Annotated in this window: 13 protein-coding genes; 11 read left to right on the top strand and 2 right to left on the bottom strand. The window is 38.2% G+C overall.

Annotated elements, in window-relative coordinates; genetic code table 11:
* Positions 1 to 471: 471 nt before the first annotated feature.
* The 11 genes from CWS31_RS01565 (at position 472) to CWS31_RS01615 (ending at position 12,360) form a co-directional block, all read left to right on the top strand.
* Positions 472 to 1,632, top strand: a complete 1,161-nt coding sequence (locus CWS31_RS01565; RefSeq protein ID WP_101343348.1) for a cytochrome P450 — start codon at positions 472 to 474, stop codon at positions 1,630 to 1,632.
* Positions 1,633 to 1,709: 77 nt separating this feature from the next.
* Entirely contained in the window at positions 1,710 to 2,018 is a 309-nt protein-coding gene (locus tag CWS31_RS01570) for a 2Fe-2S iron-sulfur cluster-binding protein (protein WP_101343349.1), read from the top strand.
* 165 nt (positions 2,019 to 2,183) lie between these two features.
* Complete coding sequence (locus tag CWS31_RS01575) at positions 2,184 to 3,443, top strand: NAD(P)/FAD-dependent oxidoreductase (protein ID WP_101343350.1); 1,260 nt, start codon at positions 2,184 to 2,186, stop codon at positions 3,441 to 3,443.
* 103 nt (positions 3,444 to 3,546) lie between these two features.
* The gene (locus CWS31_RS01580) at positions 3,547 to 4,653 is read left to right on the top strand and encodes an alcohol dehydrogenase catalytic domain-containing protein (RefSeq protein ID WP_101343351.1); all 1,107 of its coding nucleotides are present in this window, start codon (positions 3,547 to 3,549) and stop codon (positions 4,651 to 4,653) included.
* 36 nt (positions 4,654 to 4,689) lie between these two features.
* Positions 4,690 to 5,487 carry an alpha/beta hydrolase gene (locus CWS31_RS01585; protein ID WP_101343352.1) on the top strand — a complete coding sequence of 266 codons (798 nt, stop codon included), beginning with the start codon at positions 4,690 to 4,692 and terminating at the stop codon, positions 5,485 to 5,487.
* Positions 5,488 to 5,529: 42 nt separating this feature from the next.
* On the top strand, positions 5,530 to 6,546 hold the full coding sequence (locus CWS31_RS01590; RefSeq protein ID WP_101343353.1) for an aldo/keto reductase: 1,017 nt from the start codon (positions 5,530 to 5,532) through the stop codon (positions 6,544 to 6,546).
* Between the two features lie 284 nt (positions 6,547 to 6,830).
* On the top strand, positions 6,831 to 7,358 hold the full coding sequence (locus CWS31_RS01595) for a gluconate 2-dehydrogenase subunit 3 family protein (RefSeq protein WP_101343354.1): 528 nt from the start codon (positions 6,831 to 6,833) through the stop codon (positions 7,356 to 7,358).
* A 9-nt stretch (positions 7,359 to 7,367) separates the two neighbouring features.
* A complete protein-coding gene (locus CWS31_RS01600; protein ID WP_101343355.1) occupies positions 7,368 to 9,059 on the top strand; it encodes a GMC oxidoreductase in 1,692 nt (563 codons plus the stop codon).
* 25 nt (positions 9,060 to 9,084) lie between these two features.
* Positions 9,085 to 9,852, top strand: coding sequence for a ThuA domain-containing protein (locus CWS31_RS01605; RefSeq protein ID WP_101343356.1), 768 nt, complete (start codon positions 9,085 to 9,087; stop codon positions 9,850 to 9,852).
* Positions 9,853 to 10,065: 213 nt separating this feature from the next.
* A complete protein-coding gene (gene folA / locus CWS31_RS01610) occupies positions 10,066 to 10,593 on the top strand; it encodes a type 3 dihydrofolate reductase (RefSeq protein WP_101343357.1) in 528 nt (175 codons plus the stop codon).
* A 114-nt stretch (positions 10,594 to 10,707) separates the two neighbouring features.
* Positions 10,708 to 12,360 (top strand): sensor domain-containing diguanylate cyclase, encoded by a 1,653-nt coding sequence (locus CWS31_RS01615; RefSeq protein WP_148747672.1) that lies wholly within the window; start codon positions 10,708 to 10,710, stop codon positions 12,358 to 12,360.
* 104 nt (positions 12,361 to 12,464) lie between these two features.
* On the opposite strand, the gene CWS31_RS01620 is transcribed toward CWS31_RS01615, so the two are convergent.
* Both CWS31_RS01620 and gltB read right to left on the bottom strand, forming a co-directional pair.
* Positions 12,465 to 13,892, bottom strand: a complete 1,428-nt coding sequence (locus CWS31_RS01620; RefSeq protein WP_101343359.1) for an FAD-dependent oxidoreductase — start codon at positions 13,890 to 13,892, stop codon at positions 12,465 to 12,467.
* Positions 13,893 to 13,917: 25 nt separating this feature from the next.
* Positions 13,918 to 18,378, bottom strand: coding sequence for a glutamate synthase large subunit (gltB, locus tag CWS31_RS01625; protein WP_101343360.1), 4,461 nt, complete (start codon positions 18,376 to 18,378; stop codon positions 13,918 to 13,920).
* Positions 18,379 to 18,463 lie beyond the last annotated feature (85 nt).

Below are 18,463 nucleotides of genomic sequence, written 5' to 3' on the forward strand. Positions count from 1 at the left end.
AAAATAATTAACCTGAGTTAGGGATAAACAAAATTCTACAACAGCCTTAATTATCCGTATTACTGCGTTACGAAAGCTCCCAATAACCCGTTATTGGCTTCGCTTTCCCGCCTTGTACTACGAATAATTAAAACTATTGTAGATACGTGAATACAAATAATTGATATTGTTATACTTTACAATTTCATTATCCCGATCTCAGGTTAATTAGGCAAAAGTGCTTTGAGATAATTACTTTCCTCATAAAACAATTTTTAGAACGATAATAACCATTTACCGCAAAATAACGCCCTGAACGGTTACATTGAAAAATGAACTTACGTTAAAACAAATAAAAATAGAGCATATATTTGATATTTTTAGTCATTATAAAGCTATTTAAGTTAATAATAGTGCCTATAATGTATTGTAAATAGTTGACAATATGTGTTTTACTCTTGTCATGATGCAACAATGTTGATTGAGGTAAATATGAAAATAAGTAACTTTCCTGATCCATTCGAACAAGTTAGAGAATCAGATGGCGTTAGTACCATTGATGACCAAAATGATCCCGTAACTATGGTTATGGGATTAAAAAATGTTCGTAAATGCGCCCACAACTGGAAAGCTTTTCAGTCCGGTGGTGAAGAGGTTGGACGAATAGTTGTTCCATCTGAAGTTTCTATTCGCGATACCCGTCAGATCCCTTTTGAAGTTGATCCTCCAGAGCACGGTGATTTTCGTAAATTATTAGAGCCTTGGTTCAAAAGACCACTTGAAGCTGAATATCAACAAAAATTAAAAGCTATTATTGATGAGTTAGTTGATGAAGCCGTTAATTCTACAAGTACTGAAGTGGTTGAAGGCTTCGCTTTAAAGCTTCAATCGCGAGCCTTAACGTTACTGCTTAATACCCCTTATGAAAATTCTAATCTATGGATCGAGTGGGGTACACACGTTTTCAGAACTGAAGGTGAAGCATTAGATAAAGATAAAGCTAATATTCTTTATGATTATATAGATCAGCAAATTGATAATGCCATTGCTAAGCCGGGCGATGACCTTTATTCAATGTTGTTGAACAGTGAAGTTAATGGTAAAAAAATGAGCAAAGAAGAAGTTAAAGGAGTGATGATTCTTACTTTTGCTGGTGGTCGAGATACTGTTATTAATGCTGTAACTAATACCATCGCTTATTTTTCTGACCATGCAGACTCGCTACAGCGCTTACGTGAAGAACCAGAAATTACCGGTAAAGCGGTTGAAGAGCTAGTTCGTTATTTTTCACCACTTACGCATATGGGCAGAGTTGTGACGGAAGATACACAAGTGTGTGAACACGCAGCTAAAGCTGATAGCCGTATTTCTCTGTGTTGGGCATCAGCTAATCGTGATGCTAATGTTTTTGAAAAGCCTAATGAGGTTGTGCTCGATCGAAAATTAAATCCACATGTGGGATTTGGTTTTAGCCATCATAATTGCTTAGGTGCAACTCATGCTCGTCAAATATTATCAATACTAATCACATCATTAGCTGAAAAAGTAAGTGCGATTAATGTAATTGACAGTGAAGAAAATATTGAAGATTTAGAGAAGTTTCAAAGAAAAGTCGGGTTTCATTCATTAAATGTGTCGTTTAACGGCCAATAATTACCCGAAGAATTAATCAAAGAACTAATCAAAGAACTAATCAAATAAATAACCAAAGAAATAACGAGGAAGAGATTATGGCTAAAGTAACTTTTATTACTTCAGATAATGAAGAAATTACCCTAGAGAGTGATTCAGGTTCAGTCATGGAATTGGCTGTTGAACATGGTATTGAAGGTATTGATGGTGATTGTGGCGGAGTATGTTCATGTGCTACTTGCCATGTACATGTTGCTCCTGAGCATCAAAGTAAAGTAGGTGCTGCGAGTGAAATTGAGCAAGATATGTTAGAGCTTGATGATAACGCTAATGAATTTAGTCGTCTTTGCTGTCAAATTGAGATTACAGACGAAATCGATGGTGTGATCTTAAGAGTTGCAGGTTAGCAATATCTTGACCCCCAGTTTGGGTTGCTGAGTTGAGCGCTAAGCTAAGCTTATATCAATCCAAATAATTAAGTGGTCATTTAATTAATCCTATTGGTATTACTGGGATCTAAATACGAGTTTGAATTACAGAGCTCGAAATAGTGAAAAAAGTAAGGAAAAGTCATGTCGTTATCAGAAAGTTCAACGTGCATTATTATTGGTGCTAGTCATGGCGGTGTTACCGCGGCATTTGCTGTGCGTAAAGAAGGTTGGCAAGGTGATATTGTCGTTATTGATAGCGACCCAACCTTGCCTTATCACAGACCGCCGTTATCAAAAGCTTATCTAACCAGTGATGACAGTAACCACTCGTTGTCATTAAAACCCGCGGCTAGTTATGAAAAAAACAATATAACGTTACTGCTTGGTAAGCGTGTTGATAGCATCAAGCGAGAAAACAACAGCGTTATTTTAGATAACGGTGAAGTGCTTCATTATAAAAAAATTATTATAGCGACAGGTGCGAGACCTTTTATTCCCCCCATTCAAGGTATTGCACAAGCAGCTAACGTTTTTTGTTTACGTACTCATGACGATGTAGAAAAAATTCGTAGTGCTTTTTCTACGAGTGATAAAAAGCGTGTAGTAATTATTGGCGGAGGTTACATCGGCTTAGAAACCGCAGCATCCTTAAAGAAACTTGGTGGTCATGTAACTGTATTAGAGCGTGAGCCTAAATTACTTGCCCGGGTTACCTCACCTGAAATGTCTGCGTATTTCCAACAGTTACATACTAGTAATGGTGTAATCATTAATACCAGTAAAAATGTTCAATCTATTGAATCACTTGGGACATCAAACCTTGTACATTGTGATGATGACAGTAACTACCCGGCAGATATTATTATTGTGGGCGTGGGGGTAAGGGTTAATCAAGAACTTGCAGAGCAGGCAGGGTTAGCAGTCGATATTGGTTTAATCAAAGGTGTTGTGGTTAATGAACAATGCCAAACCAATGATGCAAATATTTACGCTATAGGCGACTGTGCATACCATCATAATCCATATTATGACCGTTGGTTACGATTAGAGTCAGTTCAAAACGCGGTCGACCAAGGTAAAGTTGCGGCAGCTAGCCTTTGTGATAAACCGGCATGCTATTCAGCAATACCTTGGTTTTGGTCAGATCAGTTTGATGTAAAACTGCAAATGGTAGGGTTGGCTACAGGCTATGACAACTTCGTTATACGTAAAGAAATTGATGATGAAAATAAATTTTCAGTTTGGTATTTCCTACAGGATAGATTACTGGCTGTAGACGCTATTAATCATGCCAAAGCTTATGTATTAGGCACTAAGTGCCTTAAAGTAAATGCCAATATAAATAAAGAGGTGTTAGCAGATAATACTGTTGAATTATCCTCAGACATTATGCTGACCTAAGTACGATTATGAGAGGAGAACTTTTATATTTTTTCAATATAAAGCCACCTCATCATTTAATCGCACTGTAATTTTAGATAATTAATATCAAAAGAGTAATAACATGATCGAAGCTAAAGCTATCATTTCAAATGGCCAAGGAAAATTTGAATTAACAACCGTTAAAGTTGGTAAGCCAGCCATTGGCGAAGTTAGAGTTAAAATAAAAGCCGCAGGTATTTGCCATACTGATTGGGATTCTATCCAGAACTGGAATAAATCCTTTATTGTAGGTCATGAAGGTGCGGGTGAAATTGAATGTATAGGCGAAGGTGTTTCAGGGCTCAAAATTGACGACAAAGTCATTTTAAATTGGGCCATTCCTTGTGGAAAATGTTTCCAGTGTCGAGAGGGTAATTTACACATATGCGAACAAAACTCACCAGTATGTGGTTGTGGTTTATCTGGTCATGCGCATATAGAAAGTACTAGCCATCAAGAATCACCTATTGAGCGTTCATTTCATCTAGGTACTATGTGTGAATATGTCGTTGTTAAAGCAGAAGCTGTTGTCAAAATAGAAAGTGATATTTCATACTCTGCAGCTGCTATTGTTGGTTGTGGTGTTATGACTGGTTGGGGCTCAGTGGTAAATGCAGCTAAAGTTACCGTTGGTAGTAGTGTTTCAGTTATAGGGTGTGGCGGTGTAGGTTTGAACGTTATTCAGGCAGCTAAGCAGTCTGGTGCGGCAAAAATTATTGCTATTGATATTAATGAAGACAGACTTGAACTTGCAAAAGAGTTTGGTGCCACACATGGCGTTATTGCTGAAAAAGAAGATGCCGATTTTATCAAGGTAAAAGCCCAAGTAAAAGCTCTGACCAACGGTCGAGGTTCTGATTATGCATTTGAGTGCACTGCAATTCCTGCTTTAGGTTCAGCACCTTTAGCATTAGTTCGTAATGCTGGTACAGCCGTTCAAGTGAGTGGTATTGAACAACGTGTAGATTTTGATTGTGAATTATTTGAATGGGATAAAATTTATATAAATCCACTCTACGGCATGTGTAATCCGGAACGAGATTTCGACCGTATTTTAAAGTTATTTGATAATGGTGATATGAAATTAGAAGAGTTAGTGACTAAAACCTACACTATGGAAAATTTCGCAGACGGCCTTGATGACATGCTTAATGGGCGAATCGCTAAAGGCGTGATTACTATCGGTTAATCAGTCAGTTAATTTGGTAAATGTAAGGAAATAAGCATGGCAATTTTGCGTGTTGAAAAGTCTAATCCAGAATACGGTCAAAAAAATACCACAACATTAACACTGCATAGTAGCCATATCAGTGGTCGTCAGGATGTTAGTATTTATCATTCTAACAAGGTAACCCCTAATACCCCTATCATATTCTTGCTACATGGCGTATATGGTTCAAATTGGGTGTGGATGGAGCTAGGTGGTGCTCATTTAGTTTATGAGCAACTAAAAGCCGAAGGTCTTAATGATTTTGTGTTAGTTATGCCATCAGATGGCGGGTTGTGGGATGGCTCTGCTTATTTACCTTTAAAGAATCACGGAGACTATGAACAATGGATTGTTGATGATGTGCTAACAGCTGTTATTGATAATATTTACGGTGTTAGCGAGCAAAGTAGGCTGTATATTTCTGGTTTATCGATGGGCGGTTATGGCGCATTAAGGTTAGGCGCAAAATATCCAGAGAAATTTTCAGGAATTTCTGCTCATTCATCAGTAACTTCAATGGCGGATTTACAGCAATTTATTGAGATTGATGTTGCGGACTATCAATGTGAATTTGAGCATGAAGCTGATATCAACTATTGGCTTGCAAAAAACAAAGCATCGTTACCACCAATGCGCTTAGATTGCGGCACAGAAGACAGCTTGTATTTGTCTAATCTACAGTTAGTTGAAACAATGAAAAATTTAGGTGTCGCTTATCAATTTGAAGAACTTAAAGGCGGCCACGAATGGAGTTATTGGCACCAAAATTTAGCGAAAACGCTACTATTTTTTAATGAAATAGAAAATGCTTAAGTTAATGATTTAATTTATTAATTGCCAAGGTAAAAAATTTACATGATTCAAAATGAAACTAATTCACCATACATTGCTAACCCAACTCGATATACAAATATGCCATATCAACGTTGCGGCAACAGTGGCGTAAAATTACCTAAATTATCTTTAGGGTTATGGCAGAACTTTGGTAGTTCTGACTCCTATGAAAATGGCAGAGAATTAATTCATACGGCTTTTGATCATGGTATAACACATTTTGATTTGGCGAATAATTATGGGCCGACTTATGGTGCTGCTGAAAGTACCTTCGGACGCATTTTAAAACAAGATTTATTGCCTTATCGCGACGAATTATTTATTTCAAGTAAAGCTGGTTACGATATGTGGCCAGGACCATATGGTGATGGTGGCTCAAGAAAGTACTTAGTTGCCAGTTGTGATCAAAGTTTAAAACGTACAGGGCTTGATTATTTTGATGTGTTTTATCATCACCGTATGGACTCAGAAACGCCATTAGAAGAAACCATGCAAGCGTTAGACTATATGGTTCGTTCAGGACGAGCGTTGTATGTGGGAATTTCTAATTATCGCCCAGCAGAAACTAAACAAGCAGTACAAATATTGAAAGAGTTAGGCACGCCGTTATTAATTCATCAACCAAGATATAATATGTTTGACCGTTGGATTGAAGCTGGATTAACAGATGTTTTAAATAGTGAAGGTATTGGCTCTATTGTTTTTTCACCTTTGGCACAAGGACTATTAACGAACAAATATCTACAAGGAATTCCACAAGACTCCCGAGCAGCCAGAAGTGAAATAATTCATTTAAATAAAGAGCATATAACGCCTGAAAAACTTGTGATAGTAAACAAGCTTAATAATCTCGCTAAAAAGCGTGGTCAAAGCCTGGCGCAAATGGCAATAGCTTGGACTTTACACAACGATGCAGTAACCACTTGTTTGATCGGTGCGAGCAAAAAAGAACAAATATTGGATTCCCTGCAGGCTTTAGAAAATTTAACCTTTGTAAATAGTGAAATATTACAAATCAATAATATTCTCAATAATTAAAAATCTACTAAAAAGCCTACGCATTGATACCCTCCAGCTAGGCTTTTGTATTAATTAATCACCTAATTATTCACACAATTAAGATACACTTGTTTTTCATTTCCATACCTGTTTAAATGTAAATTGTTGACAATTTAATTTGTCATATTTTTATAATAAATCACTTAATGCTTTTCTGAATCATAGTTTTCTCTTAATTCGAGCCTAAGTTATGCATCGGTAGCTGGTTTATTGCAAGTTGAATATAATTATGAATTGAAAAATAACCGCTAGAGAGGGTAATTATGAACAGAAGAAAATTTCTAGTTAATTTATCTGCATTGTTAGGTTGCAGTGTTGCGTCAATTGATGTGCTAGCAATTAACAGCGCATTGACTTTTAAGGATGGGATAAAGGCAAAGCTTTCCAAACAGCAACAGCAAATTATCTCCACTATCGCAGATATTATAATTCCAGAGACACAAACTCCTGCGGCGAGCCAAGTAGGCACCACTTTATATATCGATTACTACTTACATGAGTTTTTGAGCGCAGACAAACGAGATGAGTTTTTAGACGGGTTAGAAGGGCTTTATCAATCCACTTCAATATTCCTTTCGTTACCGGAACAACAGCAAGTTGGCATAGTTCAGCAACTAGATAATCAACTTCATACACCAGCAGAAAATACCACTTATAAAAAACTAAAAGAGCTTGTTGTGGTTGGTTATTACACGTCTGAAATAGGTGCTACGAAGGCTTTGAAATACGATCCAGTGCCAGGTCCCTATAAAGAGATGAAGCTTAAAGAAGTCGGTGGCGTTTGGCTTTAAGGAATTAAAATGAATAAAGAAAAAGATTTTGATGTCATTGTTGTAGGCTCTGGCATGTCAGGTGGATTTGCGGCGAAAGAATTCTGTGAAAAAGGTTATAGAACCTTAGTGCTAGATCGTGGTGAAATGGTCAAGCATCGCCATTATAAAACAGAAGGAAAAGCACCATGGGAAATGCCGTTTCGTGGTGATGTCCCTGAAGAGTTTAAAGCAGAACAACATATTCAAAAAGATGTTTATATTTACAATGATTACACGCGTCACCACCTGATTAATGATAAAGATCATCCCTATGTTCAAGATAAGCCGTTTATTTGGTATCGAAGCTCTACTGTTGGTGGTAAATCACTGATTTGGGGGAGACAAAGTTATCGTTGGAGTAAGCTCGACTTTGAATCGAATAAACAAGATGGTAACGGAATAGAATGGCCTGTTGGTTATGACGATATTGCGCCTTGGTACGATCATGTCGAGCCTTTTGTCGGTATTTCTGGTAGCTATGAAAATCTCTCTGTATTACCGGATGGCAAGTTTCTTCCTGCGCAACCATTAAATGTGGTTGAGCGTGACATGAAAGTTAAAATTGAAAAGACTTTTCCTGGACGTTATTTAATTCCTGCTCGGGTTGCGCATCTAACTCAGCCACAAAAACAGCATTTGGAATTAGGGCGCGGACAATGTCAGGCTCGTAGTGAATGTCCAAGAGGTTGCTCGTTTGGCGGATATTATTCCTCTAATTCTGGCGCTTTACCCGCAGCCGAACGTACTGGAAACCTTACATTAACCGCCAATGCTCAAGTGCAGGAAGTCATTTTTGATGAATCATCCGGTAAAGCCAGTGGTGTTCGTTATGTTGACATGATCTCTGGAGAGTCTATTGAGGTATCAGCGAAAGTCGTTTTTATGTGCGCATCAACATTAGCTTCAGTCCAAATTTTACAGAACTCAAAATCTAAGACCTTTCCTAATGGTATTGGTAATCGATATGATGTTTTGGGTCGATACGTTATGGATCATTGTGGCGGCGGAGGTGCATCAGGCAAAGTGCCCGGTTACCTTGAGGATTATTATAAAGGTCGTAGGCCTGGTGGCGTATATATTCCACGATTTAGGAATATTGATACTAAACAAAAAGAATTTGTTCGCGGCTATGGCTTTCAGTGTGGTGCTAACCGAGCGGGTTGGCAATGGGCAAAAGGTGGTAAAGGGATAGGCGAATCTTTTAAAGAACGAGTAACCCAGCCAGGTAATTGGTACTTTACATTATGGGGTTTTGGTGAATCTTTACCTCGATATGAAAATCGCGTTTACCTTCATGAAAGTAAGAAGGATAAGTGGGGCATGCCTTTGCTAGTAACTGATGTAGGCTATGCAGAGAATGAGTCAGCGATGGTAAAAGACATGACAACTACTGCAGTTGAAATGCTTGAAGCTGCGGGCTTAGTTGATATTAAAGGCTTTGAAGGTGAGGCACCGCCTGGAGGTGCTATTCATGAAATGGGCGGAGCTTGTATGGGACATGACGTAAAAACGTCCTATTTGAATAAATGGAACCAATGCCACGATGTATCTAATTTATTTGTGACTGATGGTGCGGCATTCTCCTCAGTTTCTTGTGTTAACCCATCAATCACCTTTATGGCATTTACAGCAAGAGCGGTTGATTTTGCAGATAAACAATTAAAAGCGAATAATATCTAATATTAAGCTAGTACAAAGGAATAAAATGAATTTATTAAAAAATACATGGCGAGCTTTGATTTTATTATTTGTTGTTATGTTGAGTAACAACGTTTCAGCAAAACAGTTTAACGCCTTACTATTTACTAAAACTGATGGATGGCACCATAGTAGCGTATTAGAAGGTGTTTCCGCGATAAAAAAAATCGCACAAACCCATCATTTTGATGTGAGTTGGCAAGAGGATGCAGCTCAATTTAATACGGATAACTTAGCAAAGTATGATGTTGTTATTTTTTTATTAACAACGGGTGATGTGTTGAATGCAAAACAGCAACAGGCTTTCAAAGCTTTTATTCAGCAAGGAAAAGGCTTTGTTGGTATTCATTCTGCCGCTGATACTGAGCTTGAATGGTCTTGGTATAAAGAGCTAGTAGGCAGAACTTTTGTTATTCACCCTGCGATACAAACAGCAAAAGTCAGTGTTATTAATAAAGATTTTCCTGGTGTTGAGCAAATGCCATCAACGTTCCTGTGGACAGATGAGTATTATCAATATTCAAAACCTCACAGTGATAAGCTTAACTATATTTTATCAGTAGATGAAGATACCTATTCTCCTGACGCTGATTGGGGCGAGGTCAAAAGTGACGGGATGGGAGACTTTCATCCAATGGCATGGTTTCAAAATTATGACGGTGGTAGATCATTTTATTCAGGTTTAGGCCACCTCCCAGAAAATTATAGCCAGCCTATGTTTCTATCGCATCTATACGGTGGTATATATTGGGCCGCAACAGGGAAAGGGCTCTAAAGTGACTTGTTCGTTGGGTTTAGCTACTTAAGTTCACACTTACAACGGGATAACTAAGAAAAATAACCTATTAGTGAGAAATTCATTAGTATTTTATATAATGTCTCATTCTGAAATACGTTAATATAAAGCACTCGTTTATTCGGTTAAACTAGTGTTTTTTTTATCCCTTATTTTTTCCAATAGAAAAATAAAAAACATTGAGAATTTTGTATGACCATTTTATCTATGATAGTTGCCACCGCTGATAATAATATAATCGGTAAAGATAATGATATGCCGTGGCATTTACCTGCCGACCTCGCTTATTTTAAAAAAGTGACTTTAGGTAAACCGATTATAATGGGGCGTAAGACTTATGAGTCGATAGGTAGACCACTACCAGGGCGTCGTAATATTGTTATCTCCCGTGATGAAAGTTACTCACCACAAGGAAAAGGCGCAGAAAGGGTTGATACCGTCACTTCAGTTGAGCAAGCTTTAGCATTAGTTGATGGTTCAAATGGTAGTGCAGCGGTCGATGAAATTATGGTGATTGGTGGCGGTGCTATTTATGAGCATTGTTTACCAAAAGCAGATCGTTTATATGTTACTCATATAAAAGCGAATATTGATGGTGATACAAAATTTCCTAATTACCAGAGTGGAAATTGGCAAAAAATAAGTAGTGAATTACGTGAAGCCGATGAAAAAAATGCTTATCAATTAGATTTTTGTATTTATGAATTAAAAACACAATAATCGGTAATGTCATTTAAGCTAGTCCTTAATAGACAAAAACCTTAACTGGGTATAATCTATTATAAAACTAATTTTCGAGTATCTATTATCCGCTATATACTATTGCTATTATCTTTGTGTAGCTTTTGTTCACTCAGTAAAGCTATAGAGATATCCACTTCGCCCCAAACAATATTTATCAATGAATATTTAGATATTCTACAAAGCCGAAATGCTGATTTATCATTTCAACAAGCATTACAACACTTCCAAGATAAAAAATTCACAGCTAACTTAGATAATAAAGTTAGTTTCGGCTCTACCAATAATGTTGTTTGGGCATCACTGGTAATAAAAAACACTTCGACTGAGAATGTAAACAAGCTGTTTTATATCGATAGTGCATGGCTAGATCGTGCTGAGTTTTATTTTCTCTATAATGATAATTTAATCGGTGAAGCGCTTATCGGAGACTTACTACCTTTTGATAGTAGAGTAACTAAAACGCGAATGTTTTCTGTGCAGCATACTTTTGCCCCAGCTAGTACTGTGGTGCTAATGAAGTTTCAATCCCAAGATCCTCTGCTTATTCCTATTTTTTTATCAACAAATGAAATCGTTAACAGTAACCTGACGTTGTTAAACTATTTCTATGGTTTTATCTATGGCGCATTTTTTATATTGTTGGTTTACAACATCGCACTTTCATTGAGTTTAAAAGATAGTCGATATGTTTATTATTCTTTGTATTTATTGTCATTTTTTTGTTTAAACCTATCTTATACAGGGCATGGCTACAAATTTTTATGGTCAGGTAGTGTGTTTTTACAACAATGGTTAATGCCTTTGTTTTTGTATTTATATATTCTTTTTGGTATCGCATTTTGTTTTGAATTTCTTAAGCTGAAAGTGTTTTTACCTAAAGTTTATAAGCGTAAAAAGTCGATATACGCGGGTCTAATTTTACTGGTCATTTTGTTATTCATTATTGGCGATAGATTACTTGCTGTGCAGCTTGGTGTCGCGCTTACCTCGTTGCTCGTTGTGATATTTATTTCACTAGGCGTTATGGCATTAAAACACGGTCATAAAATGGCTAAGTTTTTTATTCCAGCGGTGTTAATGGGCGCAGGTGGGGCGGCAATTTCTGCAGCGACTACTTGGGGGATTATTCCTTATAATACAATGCTATTTCACGGTATTGAAATTGGTATGCTACTTGAAATGAGTCTACTTGCGGTTGCATTAGGTTTTAATTTAAAAGAAATGAATAATGCACGTATTATTGCCGAGGTTAACGCACAAATTGATCCACTAACAACCTTATTTAACCGTCGCGCATTTGCTGCGACAGTTGAGCCACAATGGCATTTAGGAATTAGAGATAATAAACCCTTCTCGCTTATCCTATTAGATATTGATTGGTTTAAGCGTATCAATGATGATTATGGGCATGCTGCAGGTGATACAACCCTTAAAGCCATTGCTGAAACCTTAAATAGAAAAGTAAGAAAAAGTGATATTTTAGCGCGTTGGGGTGGTGAGGAGTTTATTATATTTTTACCAAATACCAGCAAATTATCAGCAACGAATCTTGCCAATGTGATCAGACAAGAAATTGAAAGAATGACTGTTTTACATACTAATGTTGAGCTAAAGGTAACAGCTAGTTTTGGTGTGGCAGATCATACGGTACAACAGAATAAGCTAGAAGATTTAATAAAGTTAGCTGATGACGCTTTATATAAAGCAAAAAGTAGCGGTCGTAATATTGTTTGTACGGCGTAGCTTTAATTTTCAAGGTGTTTATTAAGATGAATAAAAAAAGCTGCACAATTAACTAATAAGTTTATTGTGCAGCTTTTTATTTCAGTGAGAATATTTCTTAATAATTACTGAGTAACGTAATCTAAAATACCAATAGCAGCTTTACGGCCTTGATCAATCGCTGTAACGACTAAGTCAGAGCCTAATACCATATCACCACCAGCGAAAACATTTTGCTTAGTAGTTTGCAGGGCAAAGTCAGAACTCTCAATCGCAACAACACGTCCACGAGAATCTAACTCGACACCTGCGTCAATCATCCACTGTGGCGGGCTTGGTAAGAAGCCAAACGCGATAACTACAGCATCAGCTTCCATCACAAATTCGCTGCCTGCAATTGGCTCAGGGTTACGTCTGCCATTTGCATCAGGAGCACCAAGTTGAGTTTTAACAAACTTAACGCCAATAGCAACACCGTTATCATCAACAGCAATATCTAAAGGTTGTAAGTTAAATTCAAAGTTAACGCCTTCTTCTTTGGCGTTTTGTACTTCACGAGGTGAACCTGGCATGTTAGCTTCATCACGACGGTATGCACAAGTAACCTCAGTTGCTTCTTGACGAATTGAACTACGTACACAGTCCATCGCAGTATCACCACCGCCAAGTACAACCACTTTTTTACCTTTGAAATTTACATAAGGTTTAACTTGAGCATTATCTTTTGCTTTAATGCCCATTAGGTGTTGTGTATTACCAATTAAGAAGTCTAAAGCATTATACACACCTTCAGCGCCTTCATGTTCAAAGCCACCGCTCATATCTTTATAGGTACCTAGGGCAAGAAATACTGCATCGTATTCATCGCTTAAGTCATTAAAACTTACATCAGTTCCAACGTTGGTATTTAAGCGAAACTCAATACCCATGCCTTCTAATATTTCACGACGTGTTTGAATCACTTCTTTTTCAAGTTTAAATGACGGAATACCAAACGTTAACAAACCACCAATTTGTGCGTGTCTGTCATATACAACAGTATCAACACCGTTACGGGTTAATACGTCAGCACAAGCAATACCTGCAGGGCCAGCACCAATAACAGCAACTCGTTTTCCTGTTTTTATTACATGTGATAAGTCAGGCTTCCAACCTTGGGCAATAGCAGTATCGGTAATATGTTTTTCTATATTACCAATAGTAACTGCGCCAAATTCGTCATTTAAAGTACAGGCTGATTCACATAATCTGTCTTGCGGGCAAACACGACCACACATTTCTGGCAAACTATTCGTTTCATGACATAAGTCTGCAGCTTCCCAGATACGGTCTTCAGTAACTAGTTCAAGCCATTGTGGAATGTAGTTATGTACAGGACATTTCCATTCACAGTATGGGTTACCACAGTCTAAACAGCGGTCTGCTTGGCCAGCACTTTGTTCTGTACCTAACGGCTGATAAATTTCAACGAAGTTAATTTTACGCTCTTCAATTGATTTTTTAGCTGGGTCTATGCGTTTTACATCAATAAATTGATAAACATTTTTACTCATGATATTAATCCTCAATATTTATCAATTATTGTGCTTGGACACGAAGTTCAGCACTTGAACGGCTACGATGACCTAATAAGGTTTTAACATCGGTTGCTGTTGGTTTGATTAATTTAAATAATGGTGCATATTTATTAAATTTTTGTAGAATTGTTTGGGCGCGTAAACTGCCGGTTTCTTCAAAATGTTGATTAATAATACCGCGTAAATGTTCTTGATGAATTGTTAGGTCTTCAATCGCTAACATTTCGATTGATTCTTTGTTCAAACGAACGTCTAAATCACCTGCTTCATCTAATACGTAAGCGAATCCGCCTGTCATACCTGCACCGAAGTTAACACCAATATTACCTAAAACGGTAACTATGCCGCCAGTCATGTACTCACAAGCATGATCACCTGTGCCTTCAACAACGGCGTGACAACCAGAATTACGTACCGCAAAACGTTCACCAGCACGACCTGCTGAGAATAACTTACCGCCAGTAGCACCATATAAACAGGTGTTACCCATAATCATGGTTTTATGGCTTGCGTAATCAACACCTACAGGTGCTTTAATGGTAAGTTTACCACCAGCCATGCCTTTACCTACATAATCGTTAGCATCACCAGTTAATATCATGTGTAAGCCGCCAGCATTCCATACACCAAAACTTTGCCCAGCAGTACCTGACAAATGAATAGTAATAGGCGAGGCTGCCATACCTTGGTCACCGTGATGACGAGCAATTTCACCAGACAAAGTAGCACCCACAGAGCGATCTGTATTACGGATGTTAAAGCGGAATTCACCACCTTTGCTGTGTGATACTGCGTCGCTAGTTGCTGCGACAATATCTAGGTTTAATTGGCCTTTATCAAATGCTTTGTTTTCTTCTGTTTGATATAAGGCGGTATTGTCGCCCGCAATAACGGGAGCGATAATTGGCGATAAATCTAATTTACTTTGTTTCGAGGTCAGACCGTCAATTTGGGTTAGTAAGTCAGTTCTACCGATTATTTCAGTTAAACTGGCAACACCAACACTGGCTAAGATCTCACGTACATCACGAGCGATGAACTTAAAGTAGTTCATTACTTGATCTGGTAAGCCTTTAAAGAATTGCTCACGTAATACTTCATCTTGGGTTGCAACACCAGTTGCGCAGTTATTAAGATGACAAATTCGCAAGAACTTACAGCCTAGAGCAACCATAGGAGCAGTACCAAAGCCAAAACTTTCAGCACCTAAAATAGCGGCTTTAACAATATCGATACCGGTTTTTAAACCGCCATCTACCTGTAAGCGTACTTTATGACGTAAACCATTAGTTACTAGTGATTGATGCGCTTCAGCTAAACCAAGCTCCCATGGGCAGCCTGCATATTTAACTGAAGTTAATGGACTTGCTGCCGTACCGCCGTCGTAACCAGAAATGGTAATAAAGTCAGCATAAGCTTTAGCAACACCTGAAGCTATAGTGCCAACGCCCGGGCCCGATACTAATTTAACTGAAACAACCGCTTTAGGGTTTACTTGTTTTAAATCAAAAATTAGCTGAGCTAAATCTTCAATTGAATAAATATCGTGATGCGGCGGCGGTGATATTAAAGTTACCCCTGGTACTGAGTAACGTAATTTAGCAATTAATGGCGATACTTTATCACCAGGTAATTGTCCACCTTCACCTGGTTTCGCGCCTTGTGCTACTTTTATTTGTAGTACATCAGCATTAACTAGGTAGTGTGGAGTAACACCAAAACGTCCTGAAGCAATTTGTTTGATACGTGAGTTTTTAACCGTACCAAAACGGCGTTCATCTTCACCACCTTCACCAGAGTTTGAATAACCACCTAAACGGTTCATGGCAATAGCTAAGGCTTCATGTGCTTCAGGGCTAAGCGCACCAATAGACATAGCGGCACTATCAAAACGTTTAAACATTTCACTGTCTGGCTCAACTTGGTCAAGTTCAATTGTTGGACCATCGTCTTTTAGTTTTAATAAATCACGTATTGTGGCAATAGGGCGCTGATTAACTTCGTCAGCAAAAGTACGGTAATCGTTATAATCACCGTTACTTACCGCACGTTGTAAGTAGTTAACAACGTTAGGGTTAAAGGCGTGATATTCGCCGCCATGTACATACTTTAATAAACCACCATGATTTACTTTTTGGTGTGGTAAAAACGCTCTACGTGTGAGGTTTACGCCGTCTTGTTGAATATCGCTAAAATCGGCGCCTTTAATACGACTTGGTAAATCACTAAAACATAGCGACATGATATCTTCATTTAAACCAATAACTTCAAACAAACCGGCACAGCGATAACTAGCAATAGTTGAAATACCCATTTTAGAGAGTATTTTAAGTAAGCCTTTATTGATACCTTCGCGGTAATTAATAATAGCATCACGCGTTGATAACTTAATTTGTCCTTGCTCTGCTAATTGAGCAATGGTTTCAAACGCTAAGTATGGGTAAATAGCGGTAGCACCTAAACCAAGTAATACAGCGTAATGATGTGAATCACGTACTGAGCCTGTTTCAACAATGATATTCGAATCACAACGAAGATGTTCATCAACTAAGCGTTTTTGCACAGCTCCAACTGCCATAGCGGCAGGAATTACTAGTAATCCCGGTTGAATATCTTTATCAGATAACACCAAAATAACCGTTGCACTTTCACGTACAAGCGATACTGCTTGATCACAGATACGTCTAATAGCTGCTTCTAAACCTTCTTCACCTTCATAACTTAATGATAGGGTGTCAGAACGATAATGTTCAGGATCGAGTTGTCGCATTTGTTCCAAACCAGTACGCATTAGTATAGGTGTTGAAAACAACATACGGTCGGCGTGACCTGATGTTTCGTTGAATACGTTATGCTCACGACCTATACAGGTACCAAGCGACATAACATAACGTTCACGTAAAGGATCAATTGGCGGATTAGTTACTTGCGCGAATTGTTGGCGGAAATAATCATATAAAGTACGTGTGTTACTAGACAAAACAGCCATAGGTGTATCATCACCCATAGAGCCTGTAGCTTCCTGACCATTTTCTGCTAATGTTCTAATCACTTGCTGAATTTCTTCGTAGCTGTAATTGAACATTTTCTGATATTGATTCATTTGCGTATCAGAAAGGGCGCGCTTAACAACCTGGTTCTCTTCAAGTTGATCAAATGGTACTAAATGACGTACGTGCTTAGTCAACCATTCTCTATAAGGATGGCGATCTTTTAGGTTGCTATCAATGTCTGAAGAATGGGAAATTTTGCCAGTGTAAGTATCAATGGCAAGCATTTCACCAGGGCCAACACGACCTTTTTCTATTACTTCATCTTCGCCGTAATCCCAAATACCTACTTCAGAGGCAAGGGTGATAAAACCATTACGGGTAATAACGTAACGGGCAGGACGTAAGCCGTTTCTATCAAGGTTACAAGCTACATGACGACCATTGGTCATTACTACGCCTGCAGGACCGTCCCACGGTTCCATGTGCATAGAGTTAAATTCATAAAAGGCGCGTAAATCATCATCCATTAATGGACTATTTTGCCATGCAGGTGGCATTAATAGACGCATAGCGCGGTATAAATCCATACCGCCAGCTAAAAATAGCTCCAGCATGTTATCTAGTGAAGAGGAGTCTGAGCCTTTTTGACCAACAAAAGGAGCTGCATCTTGTAAGTCAGGCAATAAAGGTGACTTAAAGCGGTGCATTCTAGCGCGACTCCATTGGCGGTTACCATTAATGGTATTGATTTCACCATTGTGAGCTAGGTATCTAAATGGTTGAGCCAAGTGCCATTGTGGCGAAGTATTGGTTGAAAAGCGCTGATGAAATACACAAATAGCACTTTGCATACGAATATCGGCTAAATCTAAATAAAAGTTAGGTAAGTCTACAGGCATCATTAAGCCTTTGTAGATAGTAACTAAACAAGAAAGACTCGCGACATAGAAACGTTCATCGGTAATACGTTTTTCAGCACGACGACGTGCCATGTATAAGCGGCGCTCTAAGTCTAGGTTTCGCCAACCTGGAGGCGCATCTACAAATATTTGTTCAATAGCTGGTAGGTTACCAAGAGCTATTTGACCTAATACAGAGGTGTCAGTAGGTACAGTACGCCAGCCAACAATAGTTAAGCTTTCATCAGCTAGCTCTTCTTCTAATATCTTTTTTGACAGGGCAGCTTCAATAGGATCAGGGCTAAGAAAAATCATACCAACGGCATATTTTTTACCTAAACTCCAGTTATTATCTGCAGCTATAGCACGAAAAAAACTGTCTGGCTTTTGTAATAATAAGCCACAGCCGTCACCTGTTTTACCATCACTAGCTATACCGCCACGATGTTGCATACGATCTAAAGCGGAAATAGCGGTCTTAATTAATTTGTGACTAGTTTCACCCTGTTGATGGGCGATTAAACCAAAACCACAATTGTCTTTTTGGACGCTATGATCATAAAGCTGCATTCTTCTCTCCTAATAATATGCCAACTTATCTTGCAGGACAGCAAAAGAGCATAAATACACACAAATAATGCATAAATATACTATC

Origin of the sequence: Colwellia echini, from assembly GCF_002843355.2 — a bacterium.
Lineage (GTDB): Bacteria > Pseudomonadota > Gammaproteobacteria > Enterobacterales > Alteromonadaceae > Colwellia > Colwellia echini.